The 19,987-nt window shown below is 54.3% G+C and carries 13 protein-coding genes; 7 read left to right on the plus strand and 6 right to left on the minus strand.

Annotated features, from left to right (window positions below):
- The first annotated feature begins 6 nt into the window (after positions 1 to 6).
- The 7 genes from Pan97_RS14130 to Pan97_RS14160 all read left to right on the plus strand — a co-directional run bounded on the left by Pan97_RS14130 (position 7) and on the right by Pan97_RS14160 (position 10,765).
- Complete coding sequence (locus Pan97_RS14130; protein ID WP_144973560.1) at positions 7 to 1,719, plus strand: sialidase family protein; 1,713 nt, start codon at positions 7 to 9, stop codon at positions 1,717 to 1,719.
- 37 nt (positions 1,720 to 1,756) lie between these two features.
- Positions 1,757 to 2,722 carry a dihydrodipicolinate synthase family protein gene (locus tag Pan97_RS14135; RefSeq protein WP_144973562.1) on the plus strand — a complete coding sequence of 322 codons (966 nt, stop codon included), beginning with the start codon at positions 1,757 to 1,759 and terminating at the stop codon, positions 2,720 to 2,722.
- 136 nt (positions 2,723 to 2,858) lie between these two features.
- Positions 2,859 to 4,016 carry an AraC family transcriptional regulator gene (locus Pan97_RS14140; protein ID WP_165698760.1) on the plus strand — a complete coding sequence of 386 codons (1,158 nt, stop codon included), beginning with the start codon at positions 2,859 to 2,861 and terminating at the stop codon, positions 4,014 to 4,016.
- 369 nt (positions 4,017 to 4,385) lie between these two features.
- A complete protein-coding gene (locus tag Pan97_RS27090) occupies positions 4,386 to 4,946 on the plus strand; it encodes a LuxR C-terminal-related transcriptional regulator (protein WP_144973566.1) in 561 nt (186 codons plus the stop codon).
- A 530-nt stretch (positions 4,947 to 5,476) separates the two neighbouring features.
- Positions 5,477 to 6,199: an ImuA family protein gene (locus Pan97_RS14150; RefSeq protein WP_144973568.1), complete on the plus strand. Its 723-nt coding sequence runs from the start codon at positions 5,477 to 5,479 to the stop codon at positions 6,197 to 6,199.
- Complete coding sequence (locus tag Pan97_RS14155; RefSeq protein WP_144973570.1) at positions 6,150 to 7,685, plus strand: Y-family DNA polymerase; 1,536 nt, start codon at positions 6,150 to 6,152, stop codon at positions 7,683 to 7,685. Before Pan97_RS14150 ends, Pan97_RS14155 begins: the two co-directional genes overlap by 50 nt.
- Positions 7,685 to 10,765 (plus strand): error-prone DNA polymerase, encoded by a 3,081-nt coding sequence (locus tag Pan97_RS14160; protein ID WP_144973572.1) that lies wholly within the window; start codon positions 7,685 to 7,687, stop codon positions 10,763 to 10,765. Before Pan97_RS14155 ends, Pan97_RS14160 begins: the two co-directional genes overlap by 1 nt.
- A 952-nt stretch (positions 10,766 to 11,717) precedes the next feature.
- On the opposite strand, the gene Pan97_RS14165 is transcribed toward Pan97_RS14160, so the two are convergent.
- The 6 genes from Pan97_RS14165 to Pan97_RS14190 are packed head-to-tail and all read right to left on the minus strand — an operon-like array spanning position 11,718 to position 19,984.
- A complete protein-coding gene (locus tag Pan97_RS14165; RefSeq protein ID WP_144973574.1) occupies positions 11,718 to 12,497 on the minus strand; it encodes a HoxN/HupN/NixA family nickel/cobalt transporter in 780 nt (259 codons plus the stop codon).
- 47 nt (positions 12,498 to 12,544) lie between these two features.
- On the minus strand, positions 12,545 to 14,485 hold the full coding sequence (locus tag Pan97_RS14170; protein ID WP_144973576.1) for a heavy metal translocating P-type ATPase: 1,941 nt from the start codon (positions 14,483 to 14,485) through the stop codon (positions 12,545 to 12,547).
- Positions 14,482 to 15,567 carry a protease modulator HflK gene (gene hflK / locus Pan97_RS14175; RefSeq protein ID WP_144973578.1) on the minus strand — a complete coding sequence of 362 codons (1,086 nt, stop codon included), beginning with the start codon at positions 15,565 to 15,567 and terminating at the stop codon, positions 14,482 to 14,484. Before hflK (Pan97_RS14175) ends, Pan97_RS14170 begins: the two co-directional genes overlap by 4 nt.
- The gene (gene hflC, locus Pan97_RS14180; protein ID WP_144973580.1) at positions 15,564 to 16,592 is read right to left on the minus strand and encodes a protease modulator HflC; all 1,029 of its coding nucleotides are present in this window, start codon (positions 16,590 to 16,592) and stop codon (positions 15,564 to 15,566) included. Before hflC ends, hflK (Pan97_RS14175) begins: the two co-directional genes overlap by 4 nt.
- A 21-nt stretch (positions 16,593 to 16,613) precedes the next feature.
- Positions 16,614 to 18,413 (minus strand): protease modulator HflK, encoded by a 1,800-nt coding sequence (gene hflK, locus Pan97_RS14185; RefSeq protein ID WP_144973582.1) that lies wholly within the window; start codon positions 18,411 to 18,413, stop codon positions 16,614 to 16,616.
- A complete protein-coding gene (locus Pan97_RS14190; protein ID WP_144973584.1) occupies positions 18,410 to 19,984 on the minus strand; it encodes a permease in 1,575 nt (524 codons plus the stop codon). Before Pan97_RS14190 ends, hflK (Pan97_RS14185) begins: the two co-directional genes overlap by 4 nt.
- Positions 19,985 to 19,987: the final 3 nt, after the last annotated feature.

Here is a 19,987-nt window from a genome sequence, read left to right on the forward strand (position 1 = left end):
CTCAGCATGCTTCCCTTGCCTCGCGACAATGCCCAACAGAAAGCTACCTGCCCAATGTCATCTTCTTTCTCACAACGTACTGCGACGACCTTGCTATTTTGCGGTCTATTGACTTTGCTTTCCGCCACACGCGCTTTGGCGGAGCGGCCTCTGCAAGATCCACCAAACGATGTTCGTGCATTTGCGCGTCCTCATGTCGTTCCAGTGTTGGTGAGAAACCGCTGGAACGTCGTATTGGAGCTTACCATCCATGTCGAGCTTTCCCAAGCGTCACGAACGTTACAAGATGTAGAACTTTCTCTGGGTGGCTCGCTTGATTTGGAAGACATTGAAAAAGTGGATGTCATTGCCAGCACTCTGCCGCAACGGTCGTGGACCAACGTTGGCAATTTGAACCGACATCAAGATTTGTCACTTTTCGGCGACGCACAACCTCAAAGCACAAGCAACACGATACACGTTCGTGGTAGCGCGAAGCTTCAGCAGGGAGTTAATCATTTTTTCGTCTCGGTTAAGATCACGGATCAAGCCGATATGTCGAAAACGTTACAGATCGAGTGCCCTGCAGTTACCATCGACGGACAAACGCATCAGCTTAAGTCCACCGGACCGACAGCGTCTTTGCGACTTGGGTATGCCCTACGCCGGGCAGGGGACGATGGAGTCCACACATATCGTATCCCAGGTCTGGCAACAACCAAGGCGGGGTCATTGATCGCCGTATACGATGTTCGTTACGACAGCAATCGCGATTTGCCGGCAGATATTGATGTAGGAATGTCGCGCAGTGTCGATGGTGGACGCAGCTGGGAACCGATGCGAATTATCATGGACATGGGGAATGAACTCAAATGGCATGGTGATGGAATTGGTGATCCGACGGTTCTTGTCGATCCAATCCGCGGAACCATATGGGTGGCTGCTATTTGGAGTCACGGCAACCGAGCGTGGCGACATTCCGGCCCTGGATTGCGCCCCGAAGAAACAGGCCAGTTTGTTTTGGTGCGCTCCGATGACGATGGTAAAACCTGGTCTAATCCGATCAACATCACCAACCAAGTAAAAGATCCCCAGTGGAATCTGGTATTTAATGGGCCCGGCAAAGGGATTTGTTTACAGGACGGGACGTTAGTCTTTCCGGCGCAATTTCAGGATAAGAATCGTGTTCCGCATTCTACGATTGTCTATTCTCTCGATCGGGGTAGGACATGGAAAATTGGCACAGGTGCGCATCTTCAAACCACAGAGGCTCAGGTGGTTGAATATCGGCCTGGCGAACTCATGTTGAATTGTCGCTACAACCTCGCAGCCTCGCGTGTGGTGATGACCACCAAAGACCTTGGGGCTTCGTGGGAAGAACACCCCAGTTCCCAGAAAGCGCTGATTGAGCCCAGGGCCTGCATGGCTAGTCTTATTGCGGTTGACGAACCAAGTGGTGACGAATCGACGGATGTAGAGCCACCTGACCGGTGGCTGCTTTTTTCTAATCCAAATAGCACTCGAGCGCGTGAGAACATCACCATTAAGGCTTCCAGCGACGGCGGGCACAGCTGGCCCCAAGCACATCAGCTGTTGCTTGATCAAGGACGGGGAGCGGGGTACTCATGCATGACGATGATCGACAAAGACACCATCGGTATTCTTTACGAAGGAAGCACGTCGCAGCTCGTGTTTCAGAGAATTCCGCTGCTAGACGTTATCGAAACAAGCTATCGATAGGGTCAGAAGATAGGACAACAGAGGATTGATAAAAAACATGGTTTCCAGTCGATTAAGTGGCCTGATCGCCGCAACCTACACCCCCTTCCATGCCGACGGAACGCTGGCACTTTCGAAAGTTGCTCCTATGGTCGAGCATCTCATCCGTGCCGGGAATCGCGGTCTGTACGTTTGTGGTAGCACCGGTGAAGGTGTATCGCTTACGACGCTTGAACGTTGTCAGGTTGCGGAGGCGTATGCGCAAGCAGCCAATAAACGCGTTCCGGTGATAGTGCAAGTTGGCCACAACTGTATTGCCGAAGCAAAACACCTGGCCGCACATGCTGAAGAAATTGGTGCTGATGCGGTATCGGCAACTTGTCCTTCGTATTTTAAAGTCGTGGACATCGTGTCGCTTTTTGAGGTCGTCCAAGCGATTGCATCGGCGGCTCCTCGCTTGCCGTTTTATTACTATCATATCCCTGCCGTAACCGGATCTCAGGTGGACATCGTGTCATTTCTACAATTTGCCGATGGCAAAATTCCGAATTTTGCGGGCATCAAATACACTGATAAAAACCTGGCAGAGTTCCAGCGGTGCTTAAGTCTTGGTGGAGGCAAATTCGACGCGGTGTGGGGCTGTGACGACATGCTTCTGGGGGCGATCGCGACTGGTGCCCGAGCCGCGATTGGCAGCACGTTTAATGTGCTTGCCCCACTTTACCTCGAAATGATCCGTGATTTTGAATCCAACCGCTTAGCCGAGGCGCAACAAATACAGTTGCAATCGATCGAGTTTATTTGCAAGCTAGGCATGTATCCTTTTCATACGTCGATGAAAGAACTGCTTCGATTGCTCGGGCACGACTTTGGCACTTGCCGGTCACCGCAGCGCAGTCTGTCGAAGTCCGAATCGAAAACGCTGCATCAAGGCTTGCAGCATCTGAAATGTCTGTTTGCACTTGATTTTGCTCAAAGCAAGCTGCGCACCACGCCACAGCCTTTTCTGAACAACGGACCATGATGACCGCGAAAGCGAACCTGTCATTGACAGATTACGTATACAATCGGGTGATCACTTAGGTGCAAGCGACTTCGTTATGAAAAAGCCATGCCCCAGAAACCAATGCATTATGGGCCCGCTTCCCAGGATTCGCGGCATGCCACATCAGATTGCTCTTGCCGTCATCCCTTGCTCAGACAACCAGTCTCGTATGCTACGCGGTATTCTGAAATACGCAGCGGAAACATCGCGTCTTCAGGTGATCAAAAACGCCGCAGTTCCGTATATTTCCTGGAACTACTTGAAGGATTGTCGGCCCGATGGAGTTGTCGCGTACGCCGAATCACGCCAACAGATTGCAATTCTGCAGTCACTTCAGGTTCCCGCCGTGAATTTGAATCTCTTGATGCCACCAACCGATGGGGTTGCGGTTGTCCATTCGGACAATTTTGAAATTGGCTGGCGTCTGGCGGACCACTTGATTGAAGTGGGGTTGCGTAATTTTGCATTTGCAGGACATTTTGCTTGGTACCACAACCAACTTCGCCGGGAAGGTTTTTTATCACGGCTCAGCCAATCAGATTTCGATGCGACTTCGATCGACATCGCGTTTGACGTCAATAAATCGAACCTTCAAGATGGGCTGCCGTTTCGGCAAATCGACCAAGAGAATCTACGACGTCAACTTGTCAACCTGCCGCAACCGTGCGGTGTGGCGACGTGCCACGATGAATTTTCGCATGAAGTTGTTGAATGCGCCAAGCGGGAAGGAATCGCGGTCCCGTTCGGTATGTCGGTGGTGGGCGTTAACGATTGCAGATTGATATGCGATACGACCTTGCCACCGTTGTCGAGCATTACTCAGAACGCTGAACGCATTGGATTCCTAGCGGCGGAATTGTTAGATCAAATGATTCACGGAAAGCAGGTTCCTTCCGAACCGCTTCTGGTTTCGCCCGGACCAATTGTCAAACGACGCTCGTCCGAATTCCTTGCCTTTGACGATGCAGAAGTTGCGAAAGCCATTGAATTTATTCGCATGCGTTGTGGCTACCCCATCACAGTTACCGACATTGTAGAAAGATCGGGGCTTTGTCGCAAAACGCTGGAACACCGTTTTGAATCCGTCGTTGGGCACTCGATCGCCAAAGAGATTCGACTGACACGGATGCGCCATTCGCAGCACTTGCTGGCATCGACGTCCTTGAGCATCGTCGACATTGCCGTTCGTAGTGGGTTTGAAAGCACCAGCGGATTTGTTCGTGCCTTCCGCGAGTATACCGGCAAGACCCCAACTCAATACCGAAGCGCATAGCTGGCCCGATTTATTGATGTATGCGCCCTAAATCGAATGCCTCTGCCAGCCATTTTGCCACGAATTCCGAGACTTCCGCTGGTCGCCCCTATCGGATTGGATGCGCAGACGTCAATAGAAGCTTTGGTCGTCCGGTGCCCTCCCCCAAGCAAAACCCTTTTCGTGAATGTTCTCTGTTTGCGATTCCGCGTTATCTATCGTTAGAAAAGGAACTAAGAAGTTCCGAGTCCATTCGGTCCACCCTACATTGAACCGAAACCTTTACGCAGTTGCGTGGGCTTTGCGCCCTGGACACAACCCTTCGCGAACTGAGAAGGACTACAAGTTGTCGCCGACATCCAGCACAAATCGCGGCTGGGCGGAATCCTGATGGTGTTTGACGACTCGGAAAAGATTTACAGTGCGATATGTGCAGGGGCCAATGGATACCTGCTCAAGGGAGAAGACATTGATGAAATTGTCAAGTCAATTCGTTGTACGCTGATTGGAGAGGCCTCTATCTCTCCGTCAGTTGCAAGTAAGATCCTCCAATCTTTCCATCAACGGAAGACGTCTTCGGACGATCTTGACCTGACTCCGCGCGAACGAGACTGCCTACACGGGCTAGTGAAAGGCAAGATAAAACGAGAAATCGCCGAGGAGTTGGAAGTCAGCTTTAGTACGATCGACTACCATGTTCGCAACATCTATGACAAGCTACACGTCAACAACCGCGTTTCACTGATAAACAAGGTTAATCGCAGACGGATGTTCACTTTTACGGGATGCCGCTCGATCAAAAAATTTGGATTCGCGACAAAAAAGGGACACCCTGGAATGGATGCCCTTTTAGCACTTGCACCGTGCGCAATGATCCGCAAAGGCGGACAAGCAGTACGTCCTTTTACTTCGATTCAACTTCGAGGTGAAACTCGTTCTCTTCTCCGTTAGCAACTCTCGCTTCAAAAGTTGTCTGGCCAGTGCTGAACCGCTTGGGGAGCAGTGCCTTTCCGGTGCTCTCGTCTGTCTTCTTACAAAAACAACATCCCCCGCTCGCTATATGGACTCACATACCCCACATGCTAAGTCGCCAAGTCAACTGCCATGACGAGCGCGACAATCCCATCGAGTCATTTCCTCGGCAGATAAAATCGGTGGATCAACGTCCCACCTAGGCAAGAGCGTATTTAGGAGATTCGGCAAGGTCGATATTCCATCGCTTGAGGTACTTTTGGATTAACTCGACGCGTTCCGGACGAGCGCTCAGGCTGCACGAGCGGGGATACGCGATATCGAAACTTTGCTTTGCCGGTTTGCGATCATCCAACGCACGGAACTTAAATTGGAATGTGACGAGGATTAAGCCGGGCACGAAGCGTGTAGCGGCCGCACATGAAGCCTATCCTTGCTTGCTGTAATTTGCTGATTGATGCTTGACAGAAAGTGTACATGCGTACATATTCATTGCCGAGGAAGCAGCAATGAGTACTGATCATCATTTTAACGACCCCAGACAAACGATTGCCGACCTCCAGCAGCAAATTCGCAGTCTGGAGAGGGGTACGGTCTCGACTGAAATAACCATCAGAAAAACGGGTTGCCTAGCCCTGGACACCATGTTTCCGCAGCAAGGAGTTCGTCCAGGCAGCCTGGTGGAATGGATCGAAAGTGGAACGGCCAGTGGCGCCGGAACGTTGTCGTTACTGATAGGCAGACAGGTTTGCCAACCAATGCGCCCGATTTTCCTGATAGATCCCAGGCAGCAACTTTATCCCCCCTCATTGGCCGCCTTGGGAATCGATCTTTCGCGTTTGGTGCTTGTGCGGCCAACTACCAAGCGGGATGCCCTCTGGGCCTGTGAAGAGGCCTTGCGTTCCCGCTCAGCAGGAATCGTGTGGGCACAGATCGACCATCTTTCAGTAACTGCGGCGAGACGCTTGCGACTGGCAGTGGAAGACTCGGAAAGCGTCTGTTTTCTTATTCGCCCCCACCAAGCTTTGCAGCAGCCATCCTGGGCGGAAGTGCGTCTGGTGGTTGAGCCTCAACCTTCACATAGCGAGTCTCCCCGATACCGAGTTTCGGTTGCCTACAGCCAAGGAAGAACCCTTCGTTCGACGACGGACATTCAGATTGACCGACACCGAGGAACGATCGATGAGTTCTCACACCCGGCCACAAAGGGTTCTCTGCTGCTGGTTTCCTGACTGGTCCGTTCAACGACTCATTGCGAGTCAACCAGAACTGAGACGATCCATGGTGGTTCTCACTGAGTCTACAAAACGTGGTGACTTCGTTTATCAATGCAATGATCTGGCGAAACGACGTGGAGTGCGACCTGGCATGCCTGCCTCGGAAGCAGAGACTTTTGCCAAAACCCACGACTCTCTGAAGATAAGGCAAGCAAGTCTCGATCAGGACAAGACAGCCCTGGTTGAAGTGGCTTTACGCTGTGAGCCCTACAGCTTTTGCATCGGCCTGGAAGAAACGGATCGTCCCGAATGTCTGTTGATGGATGTGACCGGCATCGCCCACTTCTTCTCGGGTGAACACGCACTGCTGGAACAATTGCAACAGGAACTTTCCTCTCAAGGATTCGAGACCAGGTTAGCGATCGCCAACACAGTGGGCATGGCATGGGCGGTAGCCCATTGCCTGGAAACAAGCCAGAGGATGATTGTCCCTGCCACGGATCGTGCGTTTAAAGATAAGTTGTCAATAGGAGCTTTGCGTCTTCCCGAGACGGTCTTGGCTAAGCTGGGCCGGCTGGGGATTTACACGATCGGTCAACTGCAGAAATTAGACCGCTGCTCACTATGGTCCCGATTCGGCGAGGAACTGCTGCGGCGAATGGATCAGTTAGCTGGCGAGCGTCCGGAATCCATCACTTCTTGTCGACCTGTACCACGGTTTATCGCCTCACGACGACTGGAGTATGGACTTACCCAGCCCGAAACCATCGAGCAGCTTTGGCTCTCACTGCTCGAACGATTGGTGAGCTTACTGTCCCCGATGCGGCTGGGCACGCGGCATCTGCGTTGCCATTTTGTCATGGATAATCGAAGCGAACACGAGATCAATATTCGGCTTTGTGGTACTACGGCCGACGTTCGCCGGCTGGCCAACCTGCTGCGTTTACAGTTGGAACGACAGCACTGGAACGCCCCCTTGGTTGGAATTCGGCTGGAAGCCCTAGAGGTCGCTCCCCTGGATCGTACCCAACGGGAAATGCTTGAGGGAGCATCTCATGATCAGGCATGCCGCTTTTCTCAACTATTAGATCGGCTTAGCAGTCGGCTCGGTAATGAAGCTGTGACACGGCCTGCCGGTCAGCCCAATCCCATACCGGAGTTGTCGGTCCGATTGGTCCCTGTAACCGAGGTATTCTCCGCCAAAACCGTAGAACAGGATGCATTGCTCCCCTTGGACCGCCCAACGGCCCTGTTCCCCTGTCCCCGTCCCATCGAAGTGATTGCGGTAATCCCTGATGGACCACCCACTGCGCTATTTTGGAAATCAGATCGCTTGGAGATTGCCCAATGCTGGGGACCGGAGCGAATCGAATTCGGCTGGTGGCTGGGACCGTTCGTGCGTCGCGACTATTACCGCGTAGAAACGACCAAAGGGAAACGGCTGTGGGTGTTTCGACGCTTGCAAGACGACCGCTGGTTCTGGCATGGGGAATGGTTCTGATGCGTTACGCCGAACTCCATTGCCTGAGCAATTTTTCCTTTCTGGAAGCAGCTTCCCATCCGGAAGAATTAGTTGCCCGCGCGGCTGAGTTGGGCTATTCCGCCCTGGCCATCACCGACCGCAACACACTTGCCGGAGTCGTGCGGGCTCACACTGCCGCGAAAGACCACAACTTCAAGGTCATCATCGGTTCCGAGATCGTACCGATCGACGGCCCACCGGTGGTTCTCTGGGCTACCAATCGAGAGGGTTACGCCAATCTCTGCCGGCTGATTACGCTAGGACGGCGGCTGGCTCCCAAAGGAGAATGTCATCTTACCGTCGAAGATATCGCAGCCCACACTCCAGGGGTTTTAGCAGGCATCGTTCCTCCAAAGCATTCCGAGGAACTGCCCCTGGAAGACTTGCATCGCTATCGCGACACCTTCGGCGATGCCGCTTACCTATTGGCAGAACTACACCACGGCCCGCACGACCGAGATCGTCTCGATTGGCTGGGAATGTGTTCTCGCAAGTCCACTCTCCCTTTGGTCGCAGCTGGGAACGTGCTGTTCCACATCCCAGAGCGAAAACCGCTGCATGATGTTTTGACTGCCATCCGGCTGCGTTCTTCAGTCGCCCAGGTAGAAGCACACCTACAACCCAATGGTGATCGACATCTACGACCAAAGGACCGACTGCAGGCGATCTTCGCCGCAATCCCCGAGGCCCTTCGTCGCACGCAGGAAATTGCCGATCGCTGTACGTTTCGGTTGGATGAGCTTCGCTACGAGTACCCGGAAGAACTAGCGCCGGCGGGGATGACACCCATGCAGTACCTTCGACAACTCACCTGGGAGGGAGCGGCCAAACGCTTTCCCGAAGGCATTTCTGGGAAGGTTCAACAGTTATTGGAGCATGAACTGCAACTAATCGAAGACCTGCAATATGAGCCTTATTTCCTCACGGTGTGGGATCTGATGCGATTTGCCCGCTCGAAAGAGATCTTATGCCAGGGACGGGGATCGGCCGCCAACTCAGCCGTCTGCTACTGTCTGGGAATTACCTCGGTCAATCCGGCGCGTATCGATGTCTTGTTTGAGCGGTTCATCAGTCGGGAACGAGACGAGGCCCCGGATATTGATGTCGATTTCGAGCACGAACGCAGGGAAGAAGTGCTGCAGTACATCTACGAAAAGTACGGGCGAGACCGAGCTGGCATCGCCGCGGTAACCATCACCTATCGCCCTCGTTCCGCTATTCGCGACGTGGGCAAGGCGATAGGACTATCGCTCGACATGGTTGATCGCCTGGCCAAAAACGCCGATCATTATCGAGCCACCACCGACTTCGCAGTGCGATGCGGTGAAATGGGGCTGGATGCGAAATCCGATCTAGGCCGGAAGTTTCTTTTCCTGGTCCGAGAACTCATCGGATTCCCCCGGCATTTGTCGCAACACACAGGCGGCATGGTAATCACTCGAGGTCCGCTGCATGACCTGGTTCCTATCGAAAACGCAACCATGCCGGGACGTACCGTGGTTCAGTGGAACAAGGACGATCTCGACGACCTGGGCATTCTCAAGGTCGATTGCCTGGCACTGGGCATGCTGACCGCGATTCGCAAAATGTTTCAGATGGTCGAAGCCAACACCGGCCAAAAGCATACCCTGGCCAGCATCCCCGAAGGAGATCCCAAGGTTTACGGCATGATCTGTCAGGCAGACACGATTGGCATCTTTCAGATCGAAAGCCGTGCCCAGATGAGCATGCTGCCCCGTTTGAAACCACGATGCTATTACGACCTGGTCATCGAAGTGGCGATCGTTCGGCCCGGGCCAATCCAAGGGGACATGGTTCACCCGTACTTGCGCCGGCGGTTTGGCGAAGAAGAGGCGACCTATCCCAACGAGGCAATTCGCGAAGTACTGAAGAAGACGCTTGGTGTACCCCTCTTTCAAGAGCAATGCATGCAGTTGGCGATCGTCGCCGCAGGGTTCACCCCCGGCGAAGCCGATCAGCTTCGAAGGGCCATGGGAGCCTGGCGACGTCCGGGGATCATCGACCAGTTCCGTGCCAAGCTGTTAGACGGCATGCAGAAGCACGGACTGGAAGGGGAATTTGCCGAGAGAGTCTTTCAGCAGATCCGCGGGTTTGGAGAGTATGGCTTTCCGGAAAGTCATGCAGCAAGTTTCGCTCTCCTGGTTTACGTTTCTGCCTGGCTCAAGCATTACTATCCGGCCGAGTTCGCCGCAGCGATCATCAACAGTCAGCCGATGGGGTTCTATGCTCCGTCTCAACTTATCAGCGATGCACGGAAGCATGGCGTCTCGATTTGGCCGATCGATGTCAATCGTAGCGAGTGGGACTGTACGATCGAGAACCAAGGGATTCGACTGGGACTTCGCCTGGTGGGAGGTTTCCAGCAGCAAGTCGCGGAGAAGATCTCGCAAATGCGAAGGGAAGCCCCATTTAGCTCCATGACGGACTTTGTTCGGCGAACCAGGCTTCCCCAGGCACAAATTGAAATCCTGGCCGATGCGGATGCGTTAGCGAGTTTACAGGGATCTCGCCGAGACGCCCTGTGGAATGCTCTTTCTCTTGACCGAAAACCGCGACAACAATGGTTGTTCGATCAAGTCGACGATCCGACCGAACCACTCGCCCCCTTGCCGGTGATGTCCCAGGAGGAAGAAGTCTACGCCGACTACCGGACAACCGGACTTTCACTAAGGTCACATCCGATCGCCTTCCAGAGGAAACGTTTGAACCGCCTACGAGTCACGCCCGCTGGGGAACTACCCAATATTCCGAATGAGTCCTCAGTCAAAGTCGCTGGCATTGTCCTCTTGCGTCAACGCCCAGGCACAGCCAAGGGGATCACCTTCGTGACGCTGGAAGACGAAACCGGCACGATGAACCTGGTCTTACACCAAAAGACTTGGGAGCGGTTTCGGAAAATAACGCGGCATAGCCAAGCGTGGATCGCCCATGGAAAACTGGAAGCTAAGGATACCGTAATTCACGTGATCGTGCGGCGGCTGGAAGATTTGAGTTCGCGCTTACACTCGCTTCAAACTAAATCACGGGACTTTCGTTAAATGGAAACGCAAAGCGCGAACTGTCCCAAATATATAGGTGCCACCTAGAACACGGATCCAGCATTTCCAATTAAGCACGAGTTCGCGTCAGCCTCACTCAACCGAGCCCAACGGCCTATTAACCCAGCCGTAGTGTCTCAACAAAATTGGTGAGACAAACGCCAAGTTAAGCCATAGTTGACTCTTGGTAAGATCGGCCGAGTTATGTCTCCCTGAGTCGGAGACAACCACACTTAGAAACCCCGTCCTCGCAACTCGTGGCGTGTTCATGGGATAAAACGACGCACTTCGAGCCCTGCCTCAGCCAAGGCACAAAAAAACCCTAGTTGAGCTTTATTCGCTAAACCAGGGTTTAAGTGGAGTGAGACTGACGGTGTTCGGAATAAATGGGAGTCAAAATCAGTGACTCCCTGATAGAGATATGAGTCTGGCCGGGATTCTGAAGCACCATTCGTGGGCTGCTTCAGTGCATCTTGCAAAGACTATTTGCATCTTGGCCTGCGATGAAGGTGCGCGCCAATCATGGATTTGATGTGATTCTGGTTCGTTGGCTCAATCTATTCGGATGAAATTGTTCTTTTCGTTGGCATTCGGAATCGTGTTTCGTCGCTATTTCGCTCGGAAATTGCCGCTGTTTTCTGTTGGCATCGTTTTTGTACAGAGCGGACAATACGCACCTTAGATCGCGCAGCAATTTCGGGCATCAGCTTTTCGTCACAGGCTTGTGAGGCCGCCTAGCCCCCTGCTCTTTTAGCCTGACACCGTGCAACAGAACTAGTTTACGACGATTCGCAAAACGTTGCAGATCGCCTTATTCACTCGCAATAATTTTTGGGAATTGCGCGTATTCGAGGTGCAAAATGTGTAGACATATGTAGCTGAACTCACGCACATCTGGTCATTGAGCAGCTAACATTAGGCTCTTCCACTTCGCCATATTTCTCGGTACACGTCAGTGAATATGGGCTGTTGGGTCGGAATCACCTACCAGGGCGATGAGGTAAAATAGACCAACGCCCAGGATCAATAAGGCACGAATATGGGCCCACGGCAGGAGTTTCGCTTGCGTAGAGAACTTCGCCAGTCTTGCTCCGAATAACTGCAAACAAATGCCAACGCTGGTAAGTGACGTTGCGATACCGGCGGCGAAGAGGGCAATGATTATGTAAGCTTCCCAGGGCTGTCCGGTCGAGAGACCGGTAAAGTAGGCGACCAAGGCGGATGGACAAGGAAATAGTCCTACGGCAATTCCCAGGAGAGCTGTTGTCGAGAAACTACTCTTGCGTTGCCGCTCCATCGCATCCTGTTTTGGCGCAGTCGCTCCCAGAGCTTCGAGGGTTACCAAATTCGTATGTTCGCAGCAGGAGTCATCCGAGTGGTGATGGCAGCAAGCCGTTTTCTTTCCCGACATTGCCTTCCACAGCATCCAGGCACCTACGCAAAGAACCAGGCCAGCGCTGATCCACTGGAGCAAGTCGGACACGAAATGCTCGTGGTGGTGGTCGCCAGACACGACGTGGTGGGTTAAGTGAACCGCAAAGGCAATCGCAAACAGGGAAAGCGAATGGGATAGCGCGGTGCTCAATCCCATGACGACCGGGTGCCAGAGACTCCGCTTTTCTCCGGCCAGGTATACCAGCATGGCCGTCTTTCCGTGGCCAGGTTCCAGGGCGTGGATCGCTCCCAGTAGAAAAGCAAATCCGAGGGTCAATTCGTGCGTGTGGTTATGCATCGTTTTATCCTGGTCGAGAATGCACGGGGCAGTAAGCTACATACAATTCAGGATGAAATTGGTTGGCTGACGGGCTGCCATTTCCACCGTAGGATTGCAGCGCTGTTTATGATCACAAATGCTTCACCGACATTCTGGAGGATCGCACCGGCGATTGGGGTAATCGTTCCAGCCGAGGCCATCCCAAGCATCAAAAGCGTTAGTCCCGCACCGATGAGTACGTTCCGGTGGATCGTTGCTTTGGTCTTGGCGGCCAGTACCATCGCCATGGGGAGCCGATCCAGTTGATGGGTCATCAGGACGATATCCGCGCTGCGCATCGTGATGTCTGCCCCCCCGACACCCATCGCCACGCCGACATTTCCTGCTGCAAGTGCTGGGGCATCGTTGATGCCGTCTCCCACAACCATGACGTTGTAGCCAGCCTTCTTTTCCAACTCGACGACTTGCAGTTTCTCAGAAGGGAGCACCTCGGACACAATCTCGTCGACACCGACCTCCTGGCCGATATGAAGAGCAACCGCGGAGCGATCCCCCGTCAGGAGAACGGTACGTTCAACCCGCAAGTCTCGCAGCAATCGGATTACCTGCGACGAGTCGGCACGGGCATGATCCAAAAGACAGATACATCCAAGCGGTCGTTTGGCCAGACCACAGATCTCGGCGGCCCAGACCATCGGGCCAGAGTGGTCGACCGACTCCGTCTCGACTCCTTCCTGATTGAGCCAGCTTTCACGCCCTAAGAGGATGACTCGTCCGTCTGGGTAGTGAATCCGAATGCCAAGTCCTGGGACTTCTTCAACGTCTTCAACTTCTACGAAAGACAGATTTTGCAGCTTGCCATATCGGGTAATGGCTTTAGAAACAGGATGCTGGTTGACAGAGACGCCAGGCAGAACCGCCTGGATAATCTCTTTCTCTTCGCCGGAACATGGTACTACGCGACAAACATCCAACTGCCCGGTGGTGACGGTTCCCGTCTTATCGAAAACAACACTATTGACCTCGCTGAGGGCCTCGAGGAATCGAGCATTCTTCACGAGAATGCCATGCCGCGAGGCAACGGCCAGAGAAGCGACCATCGCTGCGGGACCTGCGATGAGAAACGGACCGGGGCAACCCACCACCAGCACGGTAATCGCACGAGTCACATCGTGCGTCAGAAAGAGAGTGATCCCAGCGATCATCAGGACCGCCAAGACAAAGTACTTGGCATACTGTTCGACCAAGCGAAGTACACGCGTTTTGGACCGTTCTGCTTCTTGAAATAGCTCCAGAACCTTGGCGAGCGTCGTGTCGTCGCCCGCCGACGTGACTCGCGCTCGGATCAATCCGTTCAAGTTCATAGAACCAGCGAATACTTTCGAGCCAGGGCAAACTTCTTCCGGAGTCGATTCGCCCGTAATCGAAGACTGGTCAATCGCCGCATGTCCGTGTAAAACGACCGCATCGGCCGGAATGCTTTCACCAGGAGCAATGACAATCGTATCGCCGACCCTCAATTCCGATGCCGCGATTGATCGTTCTGTGCCGTCTTCGGTCAACCTGCGGGCAAGGTTCGACTGCAACGCTTGAAGACCAGCAATCGCCGAATTGGCACCGAGGATGCTGCGTTCTTCCAGGAAGAACGCCACGCTCAATATCACCGGAACAATAACCGCCGTGGCAAAATCACCAATCGCGAATGCGGCAAGCGCCGCGATGCTTACCAACTGGGCGCTGTAATATTCCGGGGATTCGCGAAACAATCCCCACAACGCTTCCCATAGGATAGGAGCAAGTACCAGGAGTGCTGCCGCTGCCTGAAATGCGGCCCCCAGAGATAGCTGCTCGGCGGGCATTAGACGCTCAATCAAAATTCCAACCACAAGCAGCGATGCCGCGACCAAGGCCGTGCTGAAGCGAATGCTCATTCGCCACTTTTCGTAGGCCGTGAGGCCGGCGTCAAGGTCGGTCTGGATTCTTTTCGCTACCGATACCGAACTCATGGGCTTTGCTCCTTGGTTTGGTCGCTAACAACAGCCGGCGACTTCTCGGTAGAACTCTTCGGAGAGATGACGATCCGCGCCCCAGGGGCGACAAACCTAAGGCGTCCCACCGACTGCATGATCTGTTCCATCGCTTCCAGATAGAGCCGCGACCAGACCAAGTCAGGATTCGCAAGGTACTGGGCGTAAACTTTGTCGAAGAGAGTGACTTCCTCGTCTGCTTTGGTCGTCACGTCGGTTTGGAAGCGAGTTGCTTCGTTAACCAGCGTGTAGCGATCGGCCTCGGCTTGGGGAATCGTTCGGGCGGCAAAACCCTCGGCCTCACGTTTTCGGGTTTCGATATGAATCTGTTCACTCTGAACGTTCTCGAATGCTTCAGCCAGTTGCGGCGTGGGAATGATTTCACGGAACTCTATTGCACTGACCTCGATGCCAAGGCCAAGTTGATCAAGTCGCCTCTGAAGACGCTCGCGAACCGATATCGGCAAACGCTCGACTTCTTCCGCATTGGAAGAACGTTGCAGACGCAGAGTATCCATCGCATTCCAACCAGCGATCGTCTGGACGATCGAAGCTGCAGCCGCTTCCTTGAGAACCCGTTCCGGCTGATCGGCTTGAAAGTGAAAGGCGACCGGATCGGAGATCCGATACTTCACACGAACGTTGGTCTGCAGAATGTGCTGGTCGCCACAGAGCACGTAACCATCCCGAATGGGATCGAGTGCGGTTGTACTGCCACCCACAGAACTTAGTTTCAGTCGATCAATCGAGACTTCCCGCTCTTCTTTGACAGGAACGCGAATGACCTCATCGATAGGATAGGGCAACGCCAACAAGATGCCCGGTGGCTGGACTTGCTCTCCGGGCGTGTTGCCAACCAGCTTGCCAAAGCGAGTCAACAAGGCAACTTCGTTGGGTTGAACCATGGTGATGCCAGAGCACCAAAACAAAATCATCAACAAGACAGCCAAAAACCCGATGATCCGCATGCCGGCACCGACGCCCACGCCGATCTGCTCGGAACGTCGGGCACGATTCTCTCTCGGCGGAGGTGGTGGCGAGAAGGTACGCTGATCGCTCATGGCTGCTTCTCCGCGGTTGCCTGGGTATTGCCGGGAGGAAACTGGGCCGTACGATCTTCGGACGTTGTTGGTAGCGAGGACGGAGAGGCCTTTTGGGGAACCGGAGGCGGATCCGTGAGCAGATCCATGAACCCTTCGTTGGTTCGCAGGATAATTGTCGCGTCACTCCCAAGACTTCGCTTGAGTGCCTCCAGCGAACGCCAATACCGGTAGAACTCGGGATCTCGCAGGTGGGCTTGTGCATAGATCTCCGACACCTTTTGTTCGGCGTCGGCACGGATGCGACCTGCTTCCAAACGTCCGTCTCGCAGAATCTCTTCGCTCCGCACGACGGCATCGTCGCGAATCGCGTTGGCATCTTTCTCGCCCAGGGCTCGCAACTGCTTCGCTGCAGCTTCCCGTTCGGCCTTCATTTGGGCAAGGACGGCCGAGACATTGGAAGACTCGTAGGCAATTCGATTGATCCCGATCTGAAGGATCTGAATTCCAAACTTTTCGCGTGCATCTTGCTGCACGTCTTGCAGAAGCTGCTGTTCGATGCGCTGGGTCTGCAGTTGAGCTACGTCGGTTGAAACCAACGCGGACAGATCGTAGCCTCCCATCCGCGTATTCTTAGCGGCCGTTACCATGCCATCGATCTTGGCAGACACGGCTTCGACGCTTCCGGCGGATTGAAGAAATAGCAATGGGTCGGCTACGTTCCACACCACAAAGGTCGAGAGGACCACGTTGCGACGATCGTGCGTTAGCGTTGCCGTGTAGGGCGTGTTGAAGACATGTTGCCGCAAGTCGACAACGCGGGCATCCTCGACAGGCCACGGAAGTTTGAAATAGGCCCCGGGTTCCATCAGTTGGCGAGTTGGCTTGCCAAAGCGAGTGACGACCACGGATGTCCCTTCCGATACCTGAACGTAGCAGGGATAGGCCACCAGCAGGATAAAGATCGAAATACCCAGACCAATCCTTACGACTTTCGTCCAGAGAGGTGCTGCCTGATTCGATTGCTGTTCGGTTACGTTTTCCATGAGATATCTTGTACCGGCCAACTAGGGTGACGGTGATGCGAGTGGTGGTATGACGGAAGGAGTTAACGAGGCATTGGGCTCCGTTACGAGTACATCCTGAAGCTGCGAGTCAATCACGTAGACTTGCCGGCCAGGAAGGGTTTTTTCGTAGGTGTCGAACCAAAGCCGCGTTCGATAGGTTTCCGGTGCCGCGCGATAGGCTTTGCTGGCCTCAGCAAAGTGGGATGCTTCTTGGCCTGCCAGCCCAACACGCTTGGCGGCAGCCTGCTTAGCGGACGCGACCAGTGCGGCGGATTCCTTTTCCGCACCCAGGAGCTTGGCTTGAGCGTCGCCGCGTGCTTGAATCACACGTCGCTGGGCATCGCTCTCGGCATTGCTGACATCCAAATAGGCATCGGCTGCCTCGACAGGCGGATGCAAACTTAGCAAGCTGACATCCACGATCTCGATCCCCAGTTGCATGTCCCGAGACTTCTCGGTCACCTTGCTGGCAATTCGCTGGGCAAATGCCTGGCGATCTTCGGTCAGCACCTGGTCAAGAGTCGCATTTTCCGTTTCTTCACGCAGTACCTGGTAGGCAACCGCCTCGAGCGCCTGGGCAGGTTCCGCATGGCGAACGAGATAGTTTTTGAGTTGCTCGACGCTCCTGCCAACCTGGTAATAGATCTGAGCATTCACGGCAACCAACTCCGATTGGGTTCCCAATACCAAGGCGAACTCGTTGGCATGGGGTTCGGTCCAAAGCATCGAACGTGGCTCGACAGCGACGACGGCCCTTTCATCTACCGGCTGCGAGAACCCAATTTGAAGCGTACGGATCTCGCCAACCGATACACGCCGCACACGCCCAAATGGCCAAGGATACTTGGTGTGCAAACCAGGCTGAAGCGGGTCCGACTGGACTTGTCCCAATACTTCCGAGAGTGCCAACTGGTCAGGCTGTACGATCACAAGCGAAGTCGACAACCAGAATACGAGTATCGACACGAGCAAAGCTACCGGCGTTGCCCGGCGGAAGAATCGAATCGACCAGGAAGAGCGAAGACTCAATCCGAAACGCCGCTCAGCAATGTGAAACAGCGTGTCGAGAGGATTCAACGAGGACAGCAACACTTCACGAAAGAGCGAGTCGAGGGGGTCAGGCAACTCTCCACGATCAGCACCGCTAACGCGTTCCAATTGGAACCAGGCAATCAACAATCGCAGTACGCTCTCGCCGATTACGATGGCCAGATAGACGTGAACAATGACGGCAAGCCACTGGGGAATACTCGCCAGCACGGACGATGCCAGCTGAGCCGCCGCAGCGAGGAACCACCCCACACGAGCTTCGTGGAGTGTTAGCCTGATCGTGTCTAGATCGCTGGATGGTTCCTCGGAAATCCCCTGAGTCATCTTCCCCAAGGCAGTCCACAAGCTTGCCATGAGCACAGCGAGAATCGCCGAGGTCGCGATCTCTTGCGGAGACAGTGTACGAGCGACTTCGACACGCCCCACCAGCAACGACATGATCACGCCAATCAGCAGTACGAACAAAGGTCCCGCCGTAAATATCGTATGCAGCGACCACGCTTCAATTGGTTGGGTTTGTCCCGACGGAATGGATGCTCGGATGTCGATCGACCGACGAGTCGACCACAACAGAACGACCGTCAACAGCAGTTGAATCCCCAAACCGCGAAACAGTGCCGACTCACTGTAGAACGCATAGCCGAAGGTCAGCGCGGCACTTACGCCAACCATCCACAAAAGCTGCCCGATCCAGGCACGAACTTCAGGGGAAGGTGGAACGTATGAGTCTTGCTCAGAAACACTACTCATGTCTTGTCTCCTAAGCAGGCAACTCGGCACGATTGAAATTGATCGATCAATTCGGCTCCTCGTTCTTTCACCTCAGCATCCGTCAATTCGGCTTGAGCGAACTGTTGACGCGTCTTCCAAAGCAGCTCTCGAAGGGCCCGGATTTCTGACGCCTGTTGACTATTGGGAACGCTCATCCTCAGAACCCACCCAACCGGCATCCGCGCCGCAACCGTATCCCACTCGGCAAGCTTCTGTTGGGCGACATGCGTCTTGTTGGTCTTCACCGCGATTACCGCGTCGGCGGATACCTTTTTCATTTGTTCGAATGATTCTTCCACGCCTGGGAAGATGGAATACATCAGCATGATGACTCCGAAGGCGGCCACGCCAATAAGCGACATGCCAACTTGTCCCGGCGTCAACTCGACATTCCAGCGACCAGCCGACGGTTTCGCCTCGGCCGAAGGGATGGGATCTTCACGAAAATGAAGGCCCCGGGACCGAACCACGATGCCCCACAACGTAAGGATTCCTAATAGCGTCGTGCCGGCCTGCATGATCAGGTCGGTATGGTTCAGTTGTTGACTCAACGCCAGAGAGAACTGGCCGAAGGTCGCATGGTAGGGGCGGGCCAGTGTATCGAGGCCGTGGGTTTCCTCTTCGTCGCCCGGGGCCGGTGGGAACACGGAGTAAGTCCCATAGCTGACGGTCGTCGCCAGAACGATTGTCACCAAGAGGAGTGCCAGCGTACGCTGTGCTCCCCAAACCGAACGCATCGCGAGGACGGTACCGCCACCCCACGCAACACCAAGTAGTTGCAGAACGATGGCACACGCAAACGCGAGGTGTGTGGAATGAATGGCTGACACCGCCATGGTGAACGTGATGGGGGTCACCATCTGCGGCCCCGTCAACGCCATCGTTTCCAAAGGGCCAGTCGTATTCTGATACGAGAAGATCTTCTCGAACGCTCCCGATGGAACCAGACCGACTACCAAGCCTGAGACAACCATGCCGAGCACGATGTAGACGATCGACCACCCGGTCACGATTTGCCCAGCAGCGACGGCGGCGTTCCAGAGTCTCGTTGTGCCGTTGGTTACCTCGGGAACGGAAGTTGTATTGATGTCCTGGGGCTCATCTGAGAACCGCCCCGCAACCTCGGCAACGACGACGGCGTATACGCAGGCAACCAACAGAAACACACCACACTGCCAGATTGGCAATACGCTGATCGCGTAGAGAATCGACAAGGGGTTGAGCAGTGGAGCAACAAGCCACAACACGGCCAAGTCGCGACGTGGCATGCCTCCATCGGAAAGTTCCTTCGCGATCGGAATGACACCGAGAGCACACACCGGCACGCATAAACAAGCTGCCAGCAAACGAAACGTTCGCTCGAAGCTGCCTGCCGGTCCCAGCCACTTCCGTAATACGCTATAGCCACCGCTGACGCGAATAGCCGCTGCGCCAAGGATTCCGATGAGAATCGTGGCGGAAGATTCCACGAGAATGCGAATCATCGTTATCAACAGCGTAACGACCGACTGTTCGACCGAGAATGTGTGCCAGAAATCACCAAATGCCATGGA

Origin of the sequence: Bremerella volcania (genome assembly GCF_007748115.1) — a bacterium.
Lineage (GTDB): Bacteria > Planctomycetota > Planctomycetia > Pirellulales > Pirellulaceae > Bremerella > Bremerella volcania.